Origin of the sequence: Sinorhizobium numidicum, assembly GCF_029892045.1 — a bacterium.
Lineage (GTDB): Bacteria > Pseudomonadota > Alphaproteobacteria > Rhizobiales > Rhizobiaceae > Sinorhizobium > Sinorhizobium numidicum.
This window is the reverse complement of record NZ_CP120368.1, coordinates 1580392-1596861: the sequence shown is the minus strand read 5'-3', so window position 1 is coordinate 1596861 and position 16470 is coordinate 1580392. Positions and strand designations below refer to the sequence as shown.

Sequence of the window (16470 nt, the reverse complement as noted above, 5' to 3'; positions counted from 1 at the left end):
ATCCTACAGCGCTGTGCGTCTTTTCAGACGCACAGAGATCGCCATAGCATTTTAAACTGCTGCATCGTTTCATCCTTAAATCAGTTCCGATTTAAGGAACCATACTGTAGCAGATCACGACGAATTTGAGTTGATTCAATTCAAGGTCGCCGCGGCCGACGATCGGACAAGCGGCGCCTCGGAGGTGCCTCAGCGCCGCGGGCCGCGGGCAACGCGCTCGATTTCCTCGCGCACCAGCCGTTCGACCAGCTTAGGCAGATTATCGTCCAGCCACTCCTGCAGCATCGGACGGAGCATGGCTTCGGCAATTTCATCGAAGGAGCGCCGTGGTCCCTGCTCGACCGCATGCGCCAGATCGTCGAAGGCACGCGCCACCTGGCGGCTGACAGCCGGGGAAACGATTGCATCGGCCCCTTGCTCCGATTCCGCCGTCTCCTCCCCGACAGCGGATTGGAAGGAGATTGGCGGCTCGGATTCCGCCTGCGCCGGATCCGCAGCAACGTGATGCAGCGGAGCGCCGTTCGACAAGGTCGCGCTTGTCTCCGTCGTCATCGGGGACGAAATCGCCGCCATGCGGGACGTGATCATCGGGCTATCCTTTACCGGACGCACCGGCTCCGCTCCCTCCATGCCGGGTTCGTCCTTCGAAGCATAGCTTACGGCGTGGCGCTCGGATGCAGCCCTGACCCTGGCCGCGACATCGGCAAGCGAAAGCGGCGCCGGCGGCGGTGTTTCAGGAACAGGAGCATTCCCGCCGTTTGCCGCATCCGAGGAGGGCGTGCTTGGCGAGATCCGCGTTTCGCTCCGGCTGAAGGCGGCGGCCTCGATTTCCGAGTCGATGGTCAACTCGATCTCGTCTTCCGCTTCATCTTCGAATGCTTGCCGGCCAGAGGCTCCGGTCGGCCCTGGCTCGTTGTTCTCGATGATCTTGCGAATGGATGCCAGAATCTCATCCATCGAAGGTTCACGCGCGACATTGAGCTGTGCCATTTCAATCCCCGTTTGGTGCGGACAAGCACGGATCGAAAATCTCCGTGTGCCGATTTCAAACAAACCTTAGGTGAGTTCGCGGGCGAAACAAACGCCGCGAATCAACCCCAGGAATTGTTGCACAGATTTGTTTTTCGGGGCAGAGATCGTGCCGCCGCTTCACTGCGTGGTATCTTAAATCGATGCGATTTAAGGATAAATCATGCAGCACTTCAAAGTGTTATAGCCCCGTGCGTCTGAAAAAGACGCACGGGGCTAGAAGCATTCGCGCTTTTAGCGGCCGTCGACCGTGCGCAGGCCGAACCACTTGTCCTTGACGGCCTCGTAGTGCTCTTCAGAGCGGTATTCCGCGACCTGGAGACCCTGCGTCCTGACCGTCAAACGGCCCATGGCCGCGAGCAGGGAGTAGCTTGCGACGACCGCATCACGCCGGGCCGAAGCGAGCGACTCCTGTGCATCCAACACCGTCTGCTGCGCGTCGAGCACGTCGAGCGTCGTGCGCTGGCCGACTTTCCGCTCTTCGATGACACCGGCAAGCGCGAGTTCCGCCGCGGAGATCTGCGATCTGCTTGCCGTGATTCGGGCCAATGCAGCCTCGAGTTGGGCATGCGCCGTGACGACCGTCTGCTGGACCGACGCGCGCGCCGAATCGACGAGGATGCGTTGCTGGCCCAAAGTTTCTTTCGCCTGGCGTACCTGGCCGTATTCGATGCCGCCCTGGTAGATTGGCACCTCAACACGAGCTGTTATGCTTGCCGTTGTGTCGTCGAGGCCGGTGCCGACGTTGCCGGTGTTGCGCGTGACTGCACCCTGAAGGACGACGCCCGGCAGCATCGTGCCCTCGGCCGACTTCACCCGGAAGCCAGCCGTGTCGACCGCATATTGCGCAGCCAGAATCTGCGGATTTTCACGCAGCCCCGTTGCCACCGCCTGATCGAGAGATCTCGGCATGGCCTTGTTCGCCGGCGCCGGCTGCCTGATTCCCGTGGGCGTCGCGCCCACGATCTGTACATAGACCGCTTCGCTCTGCTTCAACTGCGCTATTGCACTGACGAGCAGCGATTGCGCATTTGCCAGCTCGGCTTCCGCCTGGCTCACGTCCGTACGGGTGCCCTCGCCCACTTCGAGGCGCGCCTGTGAGGCGTTCAACTGTTCCCGAAGGAAGGCCAGGTTCTGGCGGCGGATGGAGACGATCTGCTGGTCGCGGGCGATATTCGCGTAAGCCTGCGCTGCAGCCAGGAGGATCTGGATTTCATTCGCCTTCAGCGTTTCGCGGCTGGAAAAAACAGTCGATTCGGCGGCTCTGACGTTATTCAGCGTCTGAAACCCGTCAAAAATCATCTGGGTAACGCTGATGCCGATCTGTCCACTGTGAAAATCGCGCGTGCCCGTTTTCTCGATGTCGGTGCGGGTTAGCGTGCCCGTCGCCGACGCGGCAATCTGCGGCCGGAAGGCCGATTTGGCGATCGGGACTCCTTCGTCGGTGGCGCGAAGGCCGGCGCGCGCAGCATTGAGATCCGGGTTGTTCGCATAGGCCTTTGCCATAGCCCCGAAGATCGTCTCCGCGAGTACGGCGTGCGGCGCGAGCAGCACACTGGTCGAGACAGCCGCCCACAAGGCTGCTTTGCGGACAATCGACACCATCTTCCCTCCGATCAGCCGGGACAGGCAAATGCGCGCCCCGTAATTTCCGGCGGGTCAAGCCCATTATGGGCGACCCGCTCAAACCACTGCAATGATGCCCGCGCCACCCACTGGCGGGCAAATCACCACTTCCATGCTCTTTGAAACCCGGATTCGGCCTTACGACAACTGTCCACTGGCACTCTACGCAGGCATTTCAAAAAGAAACAGGTAATACGTTGCCAATTGGCAACATTGCAGTTTTAGCTTCAACACTCATATGCTGAGCTACCTCAATAGGAGGCACTTCAAAAAACAAATGACCGCTCACGACGGAAGCCGGGAAGCGGCTTCACGGCCGTATTGAAGTCAGATCGCTTCGACGTCCTGCCGTTTTCTCGCACATGGAGTTTAGCACGCGATGCGTTACCAAACCCTTCAACAGCCACAAGGCGGCCGCCGTCGCGAAGCTGCTCGAAAAGGGCGGCAGGAATCATCTCGACGGCCCCGTTGATGAAAATCACGTCGTAGGGCGCTTCTGCCGGATACCCTTGGGCAAGATCGCCGATTACGACTGCGATATTGTCATAGCCCAGGCGAGCCAGCGTCGCGGTCGCCGTGGCGGCCAGCGTTTCATCGCTTTCCAGCGCAACTACGGAGCCGGCAATCAGCGACAGCAGGGCCGATGCGTAGCCGGTGCCGCAGCCGATTTCGAGAACTACGTCGGATTTGGAGATTTCGGCGAGCTGCAGCAGCTTCGCCAGCGGCGACGGTTCCATCAGGTAACGCGGCTCGGGACCGCCGACGAGTTGGATATCGGCGTCGATATAGGCGAGTTCCTTCATCTTGGCGGGCACGAATTCCTCGCGCGGCACCGAGAGAAACGCAGACAGTATCGAATGGGACGTCACATCCGTGGTCCGGATCTGATTGTCCACCATCTTAGTGCGCGCTGCTTCGAAGTTCATGGTACTGCCCTCGTGTCCGGCTGGGCGCGGCGACCTTAATAAGGATATCCGCGCGATCTTGCGTCTGGCTGGCTGACAGCCTGTCGCATAAGCTCATAATTCGCCATACCGCCGGTTTCAAGCGACCGTGGCATTCCGGGGTGCAAAAAGGAAATTTCGCGGTGCGACAAAGCGAGGATCGGAAAAGGCGCCGGCGTAATGGGACAGCACCACAGTGTGCTGCTGTGATCCTCAGCGATCCGGCGCGGCTTCGAGGCCGACTAGGGCAATTTTGCCGTAGCCTGCACTCTGAATGAGGTTCATCACCGTCATCAGCTCGCCATAGTCGACCAGCCGATCGGCGCGCAGGAGCACTCGGATCTCCTTGTTGCCGTTGGTAATCCTGTTCAGCTCCGAAACGAAAGCCTCACGGGCCGTTTCCTCATTGCCGATCGCAAGGCTCAGGTCGGCCTTCAAGGTCACGAAAACCGGCTTGTCGTCGCGCGGCGCCGGCTTCGCCACCGATTGCGGCAGATCGACCTTCATATCGACCGTCGCGAGCGGAGCGGCGACCATGAAGATGATCAGCAAGACGAGCATGACGTCGATGAAGGGCGTGACGTTGATCTCGCTGTTCTCGTCGAGATCGGCGCTTCCTTCGGAAATTTTCCCTGCCATGGCTTTACCGGACTCTGGCTATCGAGGCGTCGGCGCCATGAGCATAGCCCTCCTGCCGGCGCGGCTGCGATTTGCGGACAAGGCGGTGATCGAGATCGCGGCTGACCAGCCTGTCGACCGCTGCCGCCGCGTCCGCCAGGATGAGCTTGTATCCCCCCACCGAACGGGCAAAGTAGTTGTAGATCACCACCGCCGGGATGGCTGCGACCAGACCGATTGCAGTTGCCAACAGCGCTTCGGCAATGCCCGGCGCGACGATCGCCAGATTGGTCGTCTGCGCCTTGCTGATGCCGATGAACGAATTCATGATTCCCCAGACGGTGCCGAAGAGGCCGACGAAGGGTCCGACCGAGCCGATCGAGGCAAGTATGCCGGTGCCGAGAGCCATCCGCTTACCGGCTCGCACCTCGATGCGGGTCAGCAGGGAGGAGACACGTTCCTTGACACCGGCGGCGGGCGCGTGATCCAGGACGGCGTCCGAACGCGCCATTTCGCCACTTGCCGCAGTGACCATTTCCGAGGCGACGCCTCTCGTGCGGCCGAGTCCGTCCTCCACTTCGGCAAGCCTGTTCGCGGCCGTCAGGATTGCAAGCGCGCGCCTGAGCCGCGATTTGGCCGAGGCGAGCTCCAGCGTCTTCACGAGAAAGATCGCCCAGGTAACGACCGACGCCAGTGCTAGGCCAACCATCACGGTTTTGACGACGACATCGGCGGCGAGAAACATGCCGACCGGAGAAAGATCGTGCGGCAGAATCGGGTTGATTCCCGTCGTCGGCGCGTCGGCATCCGCGGCTTCGGCCGGTCCCGTCGGCGTGACAGCTGGCTGATTGCCGCCCGAACCATCTTGCGTCGGGGCTGCGGATTGTTCGGTGATCGGTGCAGACTGCGCCTGCTGTGTCGTTTCGGCGAAGCCGATCGAGGCGGGGCCGGCAAAGCAGATAGCAAGCGTCGCGGCATGCAACATGTTCAACTTCGGCCGGATCCGGTTCGACATCTCGTTCCTCATATTTCGTGCATTTGCCGACATTGCGTGGCATGCAATCAAACGTATGGGCGAAGCCCTTCTGTACGCTCTTTACGACAAACTATGACCGGATGACAAGGATTTGTGGAGTATTATAATCAAGAATAATGACTGCGAAGGATGCAGGCGGCCGGCATGCGTTAAAGAACCGGTTCCTCGGACGAAAAGCTGCCGCTACGCCAATCGTAACGGCGGTGGCGCTGCCACGGTCTTTCGGTAGAGGTGAACGCCTTCACCACCCGCAGGTGCGGCAAGCTGTCGGTCCGCGTTTGATCGGCGTAGATTTCGATCGCACCGCTCTTTCGCAACGTCTGACCTGTGACGACCAACGCCTTGCCCGATGAACAGGCGGGCAAGGGCCGGCGCGTTGCGGCGATCACCAGATCGGCACTTTCGCAAAGCGCGGGGAAGATCTCGGGCTTGTCGAAGACTGCTATTGTCCAGCCTTCCCGGCTTCGAGCGACGCACCATTCATCCTTCCTGCAGACGAAAGCGCCCGGTCGCGCCGTTGCCAGGCTTGCCTTCGCTTCGGCAGCGCTTGTCGCTGCGTCGAGCAGCTCCGATTTGGCGGCCATCCTGGGTTTCCGGCCGGCCACAGCTTTCGAAGCGGTGACATCGTCGGGGGAAGCATCCATCGGCGGCACGTGATCGGTAACGGCAAGCGCCCGTTGCCATTGCGAGAAGACGAAGTCAGGAGGCCGGTTCCGGTTGGTCGCAATTGCGTCATCGCCAACCAGGCCGACCAGCAGGCCATCTTCCGAAATGGTGATCGATGGCCGCGGCGCCTGGCGTTCCAGCGCGATGGCGGATCCGCCCAAAAGGACGAGTGCCGCACCTGCAAGCGCCAATCGCGTTCTCAGTACGCAGAGAATGACGCCACCGAACGCGACCAAAAAGAAACCGGCGTCGCCGACGCGGCCGGTGATCCACTCCCCGTCAAATGACGCCACGTAGCCGGCGACGGCGAGCATCCAGTCAAGTCCCTTCCCCATCACGATCAAGGGGTAATGCTCCAGCCCAAAAGGCATAAGCAACATGGCAAACAAGCCGAACGGCATAATGAGGATGCTGATCAGCGGTGTTGCAAGGACGTTGGCTACCAATCCATAGGCCGGCAGCCGGTGAAAGTGCGCCGCAGCATAGACAGCCGTCGCCAGTCCGCCGATGAGAGATGTCGCGGCGGTACCGACGGCGAGGCCCGATACGGCGCCCCAGGCCGGCCCGCGCGCCGCCTTTTCCCGATCCCTCGCGCGATGGTCGCGCCAGCGGGCGTAGCCTGCAACGAGAGCCAATGTCGCCGCGAAAGACATCTGAAATCCCGGTCCCGCAACCGCCGAGGGCGTCCAGGCGATAATAATGAGAGCGGCAAGGGCCACATTGCGCAGGCTGATCGAAACGCGATCGAAGAAGACGGCAACAAGCATGATGGAGATCATGATCCAGGAGCGCAGCGCGAAGACCGCACCGCCGGAAATCAGAATATAAACGAAAACCATCAACAGGGCGCCGGCAGCCGCGATCTTCTTGACCGGCAGCCTTTCCGCAAGACTCGGAACCAGGCTCAGTAGCGTTCGCGCGCCGACGAGGAAGGTGCCCGCCGCCAGAACCATGTTGAGCCCGGAGATCGCGAGAACGTGTGACAGGCCGGCCGCGCGCAGGGTCTCGACGGTTTCACGGCTGATGGCGCGTTCCTCCGCGGTAACAAGCGCCGCAGCAATCGCGCCGGTGTCGCCACCTATCGCCACCCGGATCCGATTGCCCACCGTCTCGCGTACCGCCCCGAGATAGGCGCTCGCCCGTGACAGGAGGGACCTCTCACCTGGGTAAGCGGCAATGTCCGCAGGCCCCCGAGGCGCGCCGTAGAAGAAACCGACCGCGCCGACACCTCTGAAGTAGGCGTCAAACGCGAAGTCGTTGAGCCCGGGTAAAGCCGGACCGGACGGCGGCGACAGTCGGGCCCTGCCTTCTATGACAGAACCCACAGCAAAAGGCTCGTGGCGGCTCCGCGCCAGCAGCGTTACCTTGGCTGGCGGTCTGCGCAATTGCGGCCGCGAGGTCTCCTTGACCTCGACTACATACCGCCATCGTCCTTTGTCGTCCGGTTCCCGCGACAGAACGGTCCCGCGAAGGTTCGTCGTCACCGGACTATCGGGAACAACGGTGTCTAGCCGGGCAGTCTCGAGCGCGGCAAGCAGCATGCCGCCTACGATGAGAGCAGGCCCGAGGACAAACGGCCTCCACACGCGAAAACTCCCGCGGCAGCAGAAGGCCGATATGCCGAAAACGCAAAGCAGCGCTGCAAGTTTGGCGATTCCCACGGTTTCTGCGGAGGAAAACCATGCCAGCGAGCCGAGCCCCAGGAGCACCGGAAGCAGAACGAAGCCATGGCCGAACTCCCCTTCCTCGCGCGCGGCTGCTCGCAAGCCATGAAAAACCGAGGTGGCCGCAGAACGCACACGGTTGCCCACAACCGGATCGTTCAGGACAGGCGGCAATCGGCTCTTGGTAGAGATTCCGGGCAATTCAGCGGCTTCAAGGAGACGTTCGGCGCCGATGAAACGAAATGCGTGGTATTCCGCATTCCGCGCTGCCGCCTCTCCTTGACCCTCCCCCATTATGCTCGCCTGCCCCTTCTGGCCGTTGCGGACCGATCCTGCAACCAAAGACGGGCTATTGCAACCGAAGGCCAGTTGCTGAAAAAAGCGGCAAAGCTATATGGAATGGTACCGTATAATCAGATTGCCGATCCTTGTTTTTATTGGATCTGGTGCTGTAACGTGCGATTATTGCGTCGCCATATGCTCATTTTCGCATCGCACCATTTGCCTTTCGTACAGCTTGGCAGTCGAAAATAAATCATATAGCAAATTCGCAACGTTTACTCTCGTGGCATATTGCTGTGTCACGTTGCCACAAGACGGAGGGTTCCCATGTCAGGAAAAAGCGCGGTCGTAACAATCGATGGAAAATCAGCGGACCTGCCAGTGCGATCGGGATCCATCGGTCCGGATGTCGTAGATATCGGTTCGCTCTACAAACAGACGAAGATGTTCACCTACGATCCAGGCTTTACGTCGACAGCATCCTGTGAATCGAAGATCACTTATATCGACGGCGACGAAGGCATGCTGCTTCACCGCGGCTATCCCATCGAACAGTTGGCGGAGCACGGCGACTTCCTCGAAGTCTGCTACCTGCTGCTCTACGGCGAGCTGCCGACGAAGGCCCAGAAGGCTGACTTTGACTATCGCGTGACTCATCACACGATGGTTCACGAGCAGATGTCGCGGTTCTTCACCGGCTTCCGCCGCGACGCCCACCCGATGGCCGTGATGTGCGGTTGTGTCGGCGCTCTGTCAGCCTTCTATCACGACTCGACGGACATCACCGACCCGCACCAGCGCATGGTCGCCTCGCTGCGCATGATCGCAAAGATGCCGACCATCGCCGCGATGGCCTACAAGTACTATATCGGTCAGCCATTCGTTTACCCGAAGAACGATCTCGACTACGCTTCGAACTTCCTGCGTATGTGCTTTGCCGTGCCCTGCGAAGAATATGTCGTGAACCCTGTCCTCGCGCGCGCCATGGATCGCATCTTCATCCTGCATGCCGACCACGAGCAGAATGCATCTACTTCCACCGTGCGCCTTGCCGGTTCGTCGGGCGCCAATCCCTTCGCCTGCATCGCCGCGGGCATCGCCTGCCTCTGGGGACCGGCTCACGGCGGGGCCAACGAGGCGGCGCTCAACATGCTTGCGGAAATCGGCACGGTCGACCGTATTCCGGAATATATTGCCAAGGCCAAGGACAAGAACGACCCGTTCCGTCTGATGGGCTTCGGCCACCGGGTCTACAAGAACTATGACCCGCGCGCGAAGATCATGCAGAAAACGACGCATGAGGTCCTCGCCGAACTCGGTCACAAGGACGACCCGTTGCTGGAAGTGGCGATGGAGCTCGAGCGCATCGCGCTGACCGACGAGTACTTCATCGAGAAGAAGCTCTATCCGAATATCGACTTCTATTCGGGCATCACGCTGAAGGCGCTGGGTTTCCCCACCACCATGTTCACGGTGCTCTTCGCCCTCGCCCGTACCGTCGGCTGGATCGCCCAGTGGAACGAAATGATCGAGGACCCGGAACAGCGTATCGGCCGTCCGCGTCAGCTCTACGTCGGGGCACCGTTGCGGGATTACGTGCCGCTCTCCAAGCGCTGAGCAGGCAGCGAAGCAGACAGGAAAAGCCCGGTCAGAAATGGCCGGGCTTTTTTTCTTGAAGATAATCGGAGAGGATTTCCGCGGCCTTTTCGCCTGGCGGGCGGTCGGTCGCCATGCGCTGCTGTACGATGGCGAAACCGTCGAGCATGGCGCGACGCTGCGGCGTGTCGCTCGAAAGTCGCTCGAACCAGCGTGTCAGAGCCCCGGGTCGGATCGTTTTATTGAAATATTCGGGTATGACTGGAAAATCGGCAACGAGATTCGGAAGCGCCGCCGTCCATATCCGAATTCGCGTATGCAGGAAACTGACAAGCCAGTCGGCGCTGTAGGTCGAAACGACGGGAATACCGGCAAGCGCCAGTTCGAGAATGACCGTGCCGGAAGCTGCAAGCGCGGCGTCAGCTTCGGCGAAGGCCTCCCACTTCCTATCGGCTGCAACCGATATTTCCGGCCGGATCTTCCAGGACGCGGTCAATTCCCTCACGCGCTTTTCCTGGCGAGGGACGGTCGGCAGCAGAAAGCGCATGCAATCGTGCCGCGCTGCGAGCTCCTCGACCGTTTCGCGAAAGATCGGCAGCAGGCGGTTCACTTCGCTGGCGCGCGACCCGGGAAGCAGCAAGCAGGTCGTGACTTCGCGCTGATGCTCCGCCTGCTGCTTTTTGCGTTGATGGCTGCGCACCGCGAGCACATTCATGTCGGACGCCAGACGATGCCCGACGTAAGTGGTGGGTGGGCCGCCGAGCTCGCGCATGACACCCGGCTCGAACGGCAGAACGGCAAGCACATGGTCGACATAGGCCTGCATCCGCGGCGCCCGTTCGGGCTTCCACGCCCAAACGCTCGGGCAGACATAGTTGACTACCGGCAGGCCCGGCAAAGCGGCGCGCACGCGCCGAGCGACACGATGAGTGAAATCGGGACTGTCGATGATCAGCAATGCGTCCGGCCGCGCGGAGATGATCGCGCGGGCTGTCTGACGGATGCGAAGAACAAGCTTCGGCAGCCGTGCAAGGACCTGCGAAAATCCCATAATCGACAGTTCGGAATAGTCGAACAAAGATCTAAGCCCTTCGGCCTCGAGCGCCTCGCCGCCGACACCGACGAGCTCTATCGGTTCCCCGATCCGTGAACGGAGCGCGCGCACCAAATCGGCGCCCAGCAGATCTCCGGAGACTTCACCCGCGATGACCGCCAGCTTGTAGCTCCGGTTCGTCATCTGCGACCCCGCCCGCCCTCACGTTCGACACCCAGAATGAACAACCCGCTTCTATCGGCCGCCTTGACGACCCTCGAGCGTTCAAGGATAAGCGCACGCCCGGATTCAACAGCAATACCGGCCAATCCGGCCGCTTCGGCGCCCGCAATCGTCGAAGGACCGATCGAGGGAAGATCGGCGCGCTCGTCCTGCTGCGGCTTGCAAAGTTTGACCAGAACCCCACGACGGCGGGTCGAAACACGGCCATCGGTCTTGAGTGCCGCGACACGCGACAACATCGCGTCGGTCCCTTCCGCGCCCTCGAGCGCGATCACACGGCCGCCAACGGCAACGGCGCCCTGGCCGACGTCGAGCGCCCCCAGCGCGTTGGCAGCGGCGATACCGGCCTCAATGTCGCGCCAATCGTCCTCGGTCGGCACACGAGCGCCAAGCGGCCCGACTTCGGCAAGGAGGCCGGGGACGACCTCCTGTGCGCCGATCACGCGGGCGCCGCTCGCTTCTATGAGGTCCATCGCCATGCGCAGAACCGCATCGTCGCCGCCCGACATCAGCGTCCGCAGCACACTCGGCACTTTGGCCAGCGTGCTCAGCGTCGGGCGAATATCGCGCCATTCCGGCCGCCGCCGAACGCTGCCGGAAAGCACCACCCGGTCGATCCCTTCCGCCTCGAACGTCCGGCTGATCGCAGCGAAATCGCCGATCGCGAGAATGGAATGATCGAAGCCCGTCCATTCGGCATCCGCCTCGCGCGACAATGCGATGATGAAGGGGTCCTCCCCTTGCCTGCGCGCTGCTTCAGCGACGTGATGAGGAAGCGCACCGGCGCCGGCGATGATGGCAAGCCTGCCTTTAGACGCCGGCAGGCCGCGGGCTGCCACGGTGATCAACCTTTGTTGCCGCGGTTCGGCGATGACAGCGCACGGTCGCTCTCCGCAGCGATAAAGTCCAGAATCTCGATCGCCGGTGCGCAATCCGGATATTCATCACGGATGGCAGCCGCATTGGCCCGGATCGACTCCGGCCCTTCGAATATCTGCTTGTAGGCGCGCCGAACCGTGTGAATGGTTGCGCGGTCGGTGCCCGCCCTCGTCATGCCGACGACATTGAGGCCCATTAGAACGCCCGGATTGCCGTTGAGCATGCCATAGGGAATGACATCGTAGCTCACCGCCGACAACCCGCCGATGAAGGCCAGCTTGCCTATACGGGTGAATTGGTGAACAGCCGACCCGCCGCCCAGAATGGCGCGGTCGTCGACGGTCACGTGACCCGCGAGCATCACGTTGTTCGACAGAATGATGTTATTTCCGAGCCGGCAATCATGGGCCACATGTGAATTGGCAAGGAACAGGTTGTTGTTGCCGACGATGGTCGTGCCGCCGTGTTCGACGGTGCCGGTATTCATCGTCACGCCTTCGCGGATCGTGCAGTTGTCGCCAATGACCAGGGTGGTGTTGAGCGCGCTGTGATGCACGCTTTGCGAGTCGCCGCCGATGACCGCTGCTGGAAAGATCTTCGTGCCCTTGCCGACGGTCGTGCGGCCGATCACCACGACATGGCTCAAGAGTTCGACGTCGTCTCCGAGAACGACATTCGGCCCGACATGGCAAAATGGGCCGATCTTCGCATTCTCGCCGATCACTGCACCGTCTTCGATGACCGAGGACGGGTGGATCTTCGCAGTTGATGCAATCATTTTCAGGCGTCTTCCTTGCTGACAATCATCGCGCCGATATCAGCTTCCGCAACAAGTTGCCCGTCAACTTTTGCATCACAGTGAAATTTCCAGATATTGCCCCGCTGCTTCTGCTTGGTGACGTGGAACTCGACCCGATCGCCCGGCACCACAGGCTTGCGGAAACGAGCATTGTCGATCGTCATGAAGTAAACGAGGTTGCTGCCTAAACCGTTCCGGCGCGCGCAAATGGCGCCGGCCGTCTGAGCCATGCCTTCGATCAGCAGCACACCAGGCATGATCGGCTTTTCCGGGAAGTGCCCCGTGAAGTGCGGCTCGTTGGCCGTCACGTTCTTGATCCCGATCGCCGAATTATCATCATTGATCTCAATGATACGATCGACGAGCAGAAAGGGATACCGGTGAGGAAGAAGCTTCAAGATCTCCTGAATATCTGCCGTACCGAGAACCGTTGCAGCTTCATTCATCCTTGCCACCCTTCTTCTTCTGCCTTTCGCTTGCCCTCAAGGCCATCTCGGCGATTTCGCGCAGGAAGTCCCGCATGGGCCGCGCCGGAATTCCACCATATCGTTCCCCGGGCGGCACATCGCTCGCCACACCACTCATCGCTGCAATCTGCACGCCGTCGCCAACAGTGATATGACCGTTCACGCCGGTGCCGCCGCCGATCATCACGCCGTCGCCAATCCGCGTACTGCCGGCGATACCGACCTGGCTGACGATGCCGCAATAGCGGCCGATGCGGACGTTGTGTCCGATCTGGACGAGATTGTCGATCTTGGTACCTTCGCCGATCACCGTGTCATCCATGGTACCGCGATCGATCGTCGTGTTGGCGCCGATCTCCACATAGTCCTGAATGATCACACGCCCGACCTGAACGATCTTGATCATTCCGCCCTTGGGACCCGGTGCGTAACCGAAACCGTCCTGCCCGATGCGTGCGCCGGGATGAATGATGACATTGTTGCCGATCATGGCGCAGAGAATGCTTGCGCCTGCAGCAATCGTGCAATCCCGACCGATCCGAACGTCGGGCCCGATGACGGCGCCGGCTGCGATCCTTGTGCCGCTGCCGATCTCAGCTCCGGCCCCGATCACCGCCATAGGCTCCACCTCGACGTCCGGCTCTAGACGGGCCGTGGGATCGACGAAGGCTCCCGGCGCTATTCCCTGCTCGCTGGTGTTCCGCGAGGGACGCAGCGCCCTTTCATAGAGCAGCGCGCCAGCGAGCGCGAAAGCCGTGTGCGGCTTCGAAGCAAGGAGCACCGGAATATTGGGTGGAATAATCGAGGAAATCGCTTTGTCGCAGATAATTGCCGAGGCGTGACAGCTCTGCAACTCATCGCGGCTCTTGCGCGAAAGCATATAGCAAACGTCGCCAGGCTTCGCCCGATAGACCGGCGCTACCGAGCGAACGACGCGATCTACGACCGTAACGTCCAACAGTTCCGCCCCAATCTGATTCGCAAGGTCGCCCAAACGAATCCCCTGATGGGGCGGAAAAAACCAGTTCTGTTCCATGGACACTCCAGAACGATTTTCTGGCAGTTCTGGACTGCTCTTATCAGAACGACGAGTTGATACCGAACTTGAAGTTCTGGACTTCGTCGAAATCTTCCTTCGCGACCGGTACCGCGTAATCGACGCGCAGCGGGCCGAACGGCGAAGCCCAGATCAGGCTGACGCCGACGGACGCACGCAAGGACGCATCTGTGCCACGTGCGAATTCGCCGGGTCCGGTCAGATCCAAATCGTTACCGTAGAGCGTGCCTGCATCGACGAAGAACGCACCACGGAAGCCGCTGTCGCGCGGGATCCCAGGAAGCGGGAACGACGCTTCGGCCGACGCGGTGAAATAGGTCGTGCCGCCCAGCGCGTCGCCGTTGTTGGCACGCGGACCGATGCCGTTGCGCTCGAAGCCTCGGATGTCGTTGCTGCCCAACTGGAACTGGTCGAAGACCTCCATGGAACCGGACGTCTTGAACACGTGACCGGCACTTCCTGCGAGCGACGCGATGATGTCCGCCTCGTCGCTTACCGTGTAATACCACTTGGCCTTACCGGTGAGCTTGTAAAAGTCGGATGTACCACCAAGCCCGGCAAACTCCTGCGTCACGGTCGCGAGGATGCCCTCATGCGGCAGCTGAACGTCGTCAAGCGTGTTGTAGGTGATCGACTGCGACACCGAGGAGCGCGTCCACGGGCTGTCGTTGATCGCTCGAATATAAGGCGACGAAAGCTCGTCCTCATCGCCGAAGTACTCGAGCTCCGTGTAGTTATAGCGCAGCGTCGTCGAGAGGTTCTCGGTGATCGGTGCCGTTACACGCAGGCTGATGCCCTGGTCGTTATAGCTATAGTGATCGTCATCAAAGTCGTTCTCGTTCTTGAACAGATCGAAGCCGGCGGCCAGACGATATCCAAGGAAATACGGTTCGGTGAACGAAACATTGTAAGTCTGACTATCTTCGCCACGACCGGCAGCCAGACGAATATACTGACCGCGTCCGAGGAAGTTCTTCTCCTCGATCGAAGCTTCGACAAGGAACCCGCCGCCGCTGCCGGCCGAATAGCCGGCACCGATGCCGAACGAACCAGTCGACTGATCCTGCACATCGACGATAATGATGACGCGGTCGGCTGCGCTGCCCGGCGCCGTCGAAATGTTCACCGTCGAAAAATAGCCCAGCGCCTCAAGCCTGCGCTTGGCGCGCGCAATCATTTCCTGGTTGAAGGCATCACCTTCACCGACATCGAACTCGCGACGGATGACGTAGTCACGCGTGCGGGTGTTGCCGCGAATCTCGATACGCTCGACATAGGCGCGCTCGCCCTGATCAACGAGATAGTCGACCGAAATCGTGTGATTAGCGAGATTGCGATTACCGCGCGGCGTCACGCGAGCAAAGGGATACCCCTCCGAAGCTACCCGCTTCGAAATCTCACTCATCGTCTCCTGGATGTCCTTGGCCTTGTAGACCGAGCCTTCACGGCTCTGGACCAGACCTTTCAATTCTTCGGCATCGATGCCCTCAACGGTCGATTCGACGTTGATGGCGCCGAAGTCATAACGCGGACCTTCCTCAATGGTGATCGTCACCGTATATTCATTGGTCTCTTCGTTAAGCGTCGCATCGGACGAAATTACCTGGAAATCGGCGTAACCGCGATTGTAGTAAAACTGCCGCAGCAACTCTTCATCGGCCCGCAACTTGTCCGGATTGTAAACGTCCTTGCGCGTCAGGAACGAGAAAATGCCCGATTCTTTCGTCGCAATCACCGACTGCAAGCGGCCATCGCTGTAGACTTCGTTGCCGACGAAGTTGATCTGAGTGATCTTCGTGCGCTCACCTTCATTGATGACGAAGGCCAGATTGACGCGACCTTCGGCAACTGGCACGACCTGCGTCGTCACAGTCACGTCGCTGCGCCCGATCGCAGCATAGGCACTTTTAATGGCCTGAATATCGCTTTCGACCGTGGCCTCACTATAGGGGCCAAGCGGCTGGGTCCGCACGACACCCTGAAGCTTGTCGTCCTTGATCTTGCGGTTGCCGTTGAAGACCACTTGGTTCACGAGCTGGTTTTCGCTGACACTGACGACGAGCGTACCGCCTGAAACGGTGATGCTTACATCAGAGAAATAGCCGGTCGCATACAGGCGCTTCACCGAAGCGTCGATATCGGCATTGCTAAAGCTCTTGCCGGGAACGATCGTTATGTTCGCACGGACGGTTTCCGCACTCACACGGGTGGCACCACGTACTTCGACACGATTGATGACCGCGGCTTGTGCGACCGACGTCCCGGCGATCAATCCAACACCGGTACCCGTGGCAACCATGCTTGCCGAAAGCGCAAACGCCGACACCGCGTTCAAAAACCTTGAACCAGCTTTCATGTTCAAATCTTACCTTTTCCCAACGTCCCGCGGCAATTTCGTACCGACTCCGGTCACGGTTGCCGTTTTACCCGCTTTTCCCATACAAGCAAGCCAGCTCGTTAATTTCTGTTTACTTCAATTCGAACCGTGGCTTAACAGCCACTACAGCCTCGCCTTATCGTAAACAAATCGT

At 60.3% G+C, this 16470-nt stretch carries 14 protein-coding genes; 2 read left to right on the top strand and 12 right to left on the bottom strand.

Features of this window, described 5'->3' with window-relative positions; all coding sequences use genetic code 11:
- Nucleotides 1–189 precede the first annotated feature (189 nt).
- From PYH37_RS18825 to PYH37_RS18800, 6 genes are all read right to left on the bottom strand, one after another.
- On the bottom strand, nt 190–990 hold the full coding sequence (locus PYH37_RS18825) for a PopZ family protein (protein ID WP_280732968.1): 801 nt from the start codon (nt 988–990) through the stop codon (nt 190–192).
- A gap of 273 nt (nt 991–1263) precedes the next feature.
- A complete protein-coding gene (gene tolC, locus PYH37_RS18820; RefSeq protein ID WP_280732967.1) occupies nt 1264–2634 on the bottom strand; it encodes an outer membrane channel protein TolC in 1371 nt (456 codons plus the stop codon).
- 287 nt (nt 2635–2921) lie between these two features.
- On the bottom strand, nt 2922–3581 hold the full coding sequence (locus PYH37_RS18815; protein ID WP_280732966.1) for a protein-L-isoaspartate O-methyltransferase family protein: 660 nt from the start codon (nt 3579–3581) through the stop codon (nt 2922–2924).
- A gap of 231 nt (nt 3582–3812) precedes the next feature.
- Nucleotides 3813–4238 (bottom strand): TonB system transport protein ExbD, encoded by a 426-nt coding sequence (gene exbD, locus PYH37_RS18810; protein ID WP_280732965.1) that lies wholly within the window; start codon nt 4236–4238, stop codon nt 3813–3815.
- Nucleotides 4239–4242: 4 nt separating this feature from the next.
- Nucleotides 4243–5232: a tonB-system energizer ExbB gene (gene exbB / locus PYH37_RS18805; RefSeq protein ID WP_280732964.1), complete on the bottom strand. Its 990-nt coding sequence runs from the start codon at nt 5230–5232 to the stop codon at nt 4243–4245.
- A 170-nt stretch (nt 5233–5402) separates the two neighbouring features.
- On the bottom strand, nt 5403–7505 hold the full coding sequence (locus PYH37_RS18800) for a ComEC/Rec2 family competence protein (RefSeq protein ID WP_425336097.1): 2103 nt from the start codon (nt 7503–7505) through the stop codon (nt 5403–5405).
- Between the two features lie 141 nt (nt 7506–7646).
- On the opposite strand from PYH37_RS18800, the gene PYH37_RS18795 reads away from it, so the two are divergent.
- Both PYH37_RS18795 and gltA read left to right on the top strand, forming a co-directional pair.
- The gene (locus PYH37_RS18795) at nt 7647–8117 is read left to right on the top strand and encodes a hypothetical protein (RefSeq protein WP_280736174.1); all 471 of its coding nucleotides are present in this window, start codon (nt 7647–7649) and stop codon (nt 8115–8117) included.
- A 75-nt stretch (nt 8118–8192) separates the two neighbouring features.
- On the top strand, nt 8193–9482 hold the full coding sequence (gene gltA / locus PYH37_RS18790; RefSeq protein WP_280732963.1) for a citrate synthase: 1290 nt from the start codon (nt 8193–8195) through the stop codon (nt 9480–9482).
- Between the two features lie 31 nt (nt 9483–9513).
- On the opposite strand, the gene lpxB is transcribed toward gltA, so the two are convergent.
- From lpxB to bamA, 6 genes are read right to left on the bottom strand one after another with little or no spacing between them, the layout of a single operon-like run.
- Nucleotides 9514–10698, bottom strand: a complete 1185-nt coding sequence (gene lpxB / locus PYH37_RS18785) for a lipid-A-disaccharide synthase (RefSeq protein ID WP_280732962.1) — start codon at nt 10696–10698, stop codon at nt 9514–9516.
- Nucleotides 10695–11576 carry an LpxI family protein gene (locus tag PYH37_RS18780; RefSeq protein WP_280732961.1) on the bottom strand — a complete coding sequence of 294 codons (882 nt, stop codon included), beginning with the start codon at nt 11574–11576 and terminating at the stop codon, nt 10695–10697. The genes lpxB and PYH37_RS18780 overlap by 4 nt, the downstream gene beginning before the upstream one ends.
- 5 nt (nt 11577–11581) lie before the next feature.
- Nucleotides 11582–12394 (bottom strand): acyl-ACP--UDP-N-acetylglucosamine O-acyltransferase, encoded by an 813-nt coding sequence (lpxA, locus tag PYH37_RS18775; RefSeq protein WP_425336096.1) that lies wholly within the window; start codon nt 12392–12394, stop codon nt 11582–11584.
- A 2-nt stretch (nt 12395–12396) separates the two neighbouring features.
- The gene (gene fabZ, locus PYH37_RS18770) at nt 12397–12861 is read right to left on the bottom strand and encodes a 3-hydroxyacyl-ACP dehydratase FabZ (RefSeq protein WP_280732960.1); all 465 of its coding nucleotides are present in this window, start codon (nt 12859–12861) and stop codon (nt 12397–12399) included.
- On the bottom strand, nt 12854–13918 hold the full coding sequence (gene lpxD, locus PYH37_RS18765) for a UDP-3-O-(3-hydroxymyristoyl)glucosamine N-acyltransferase (protein ID WP_280732959.1): 1065 nt from the start codon (nt 13916–13918) through the stop codon (nt 12854–12856). The genes fabZ and lpxD overlap by 8 nt, the downstream gene beginning before the upstream one ends.
- 43 nt (nt 13919–13961) lie before the next feature.
- Nucleotides 13962–16295 (bottom strand): outer membrane protein assembly factor BamA, encoded by a 2334-nt coding sequence (gene bamA, locus PYH37_RS18760; protein ID WP_280732958.1) that lies wholly within the window; start codon nt 16293–16295, stop codon nt 13962–13964.
- Nucleotides 16296–16470: the final 175 nt, after the last annotated feature.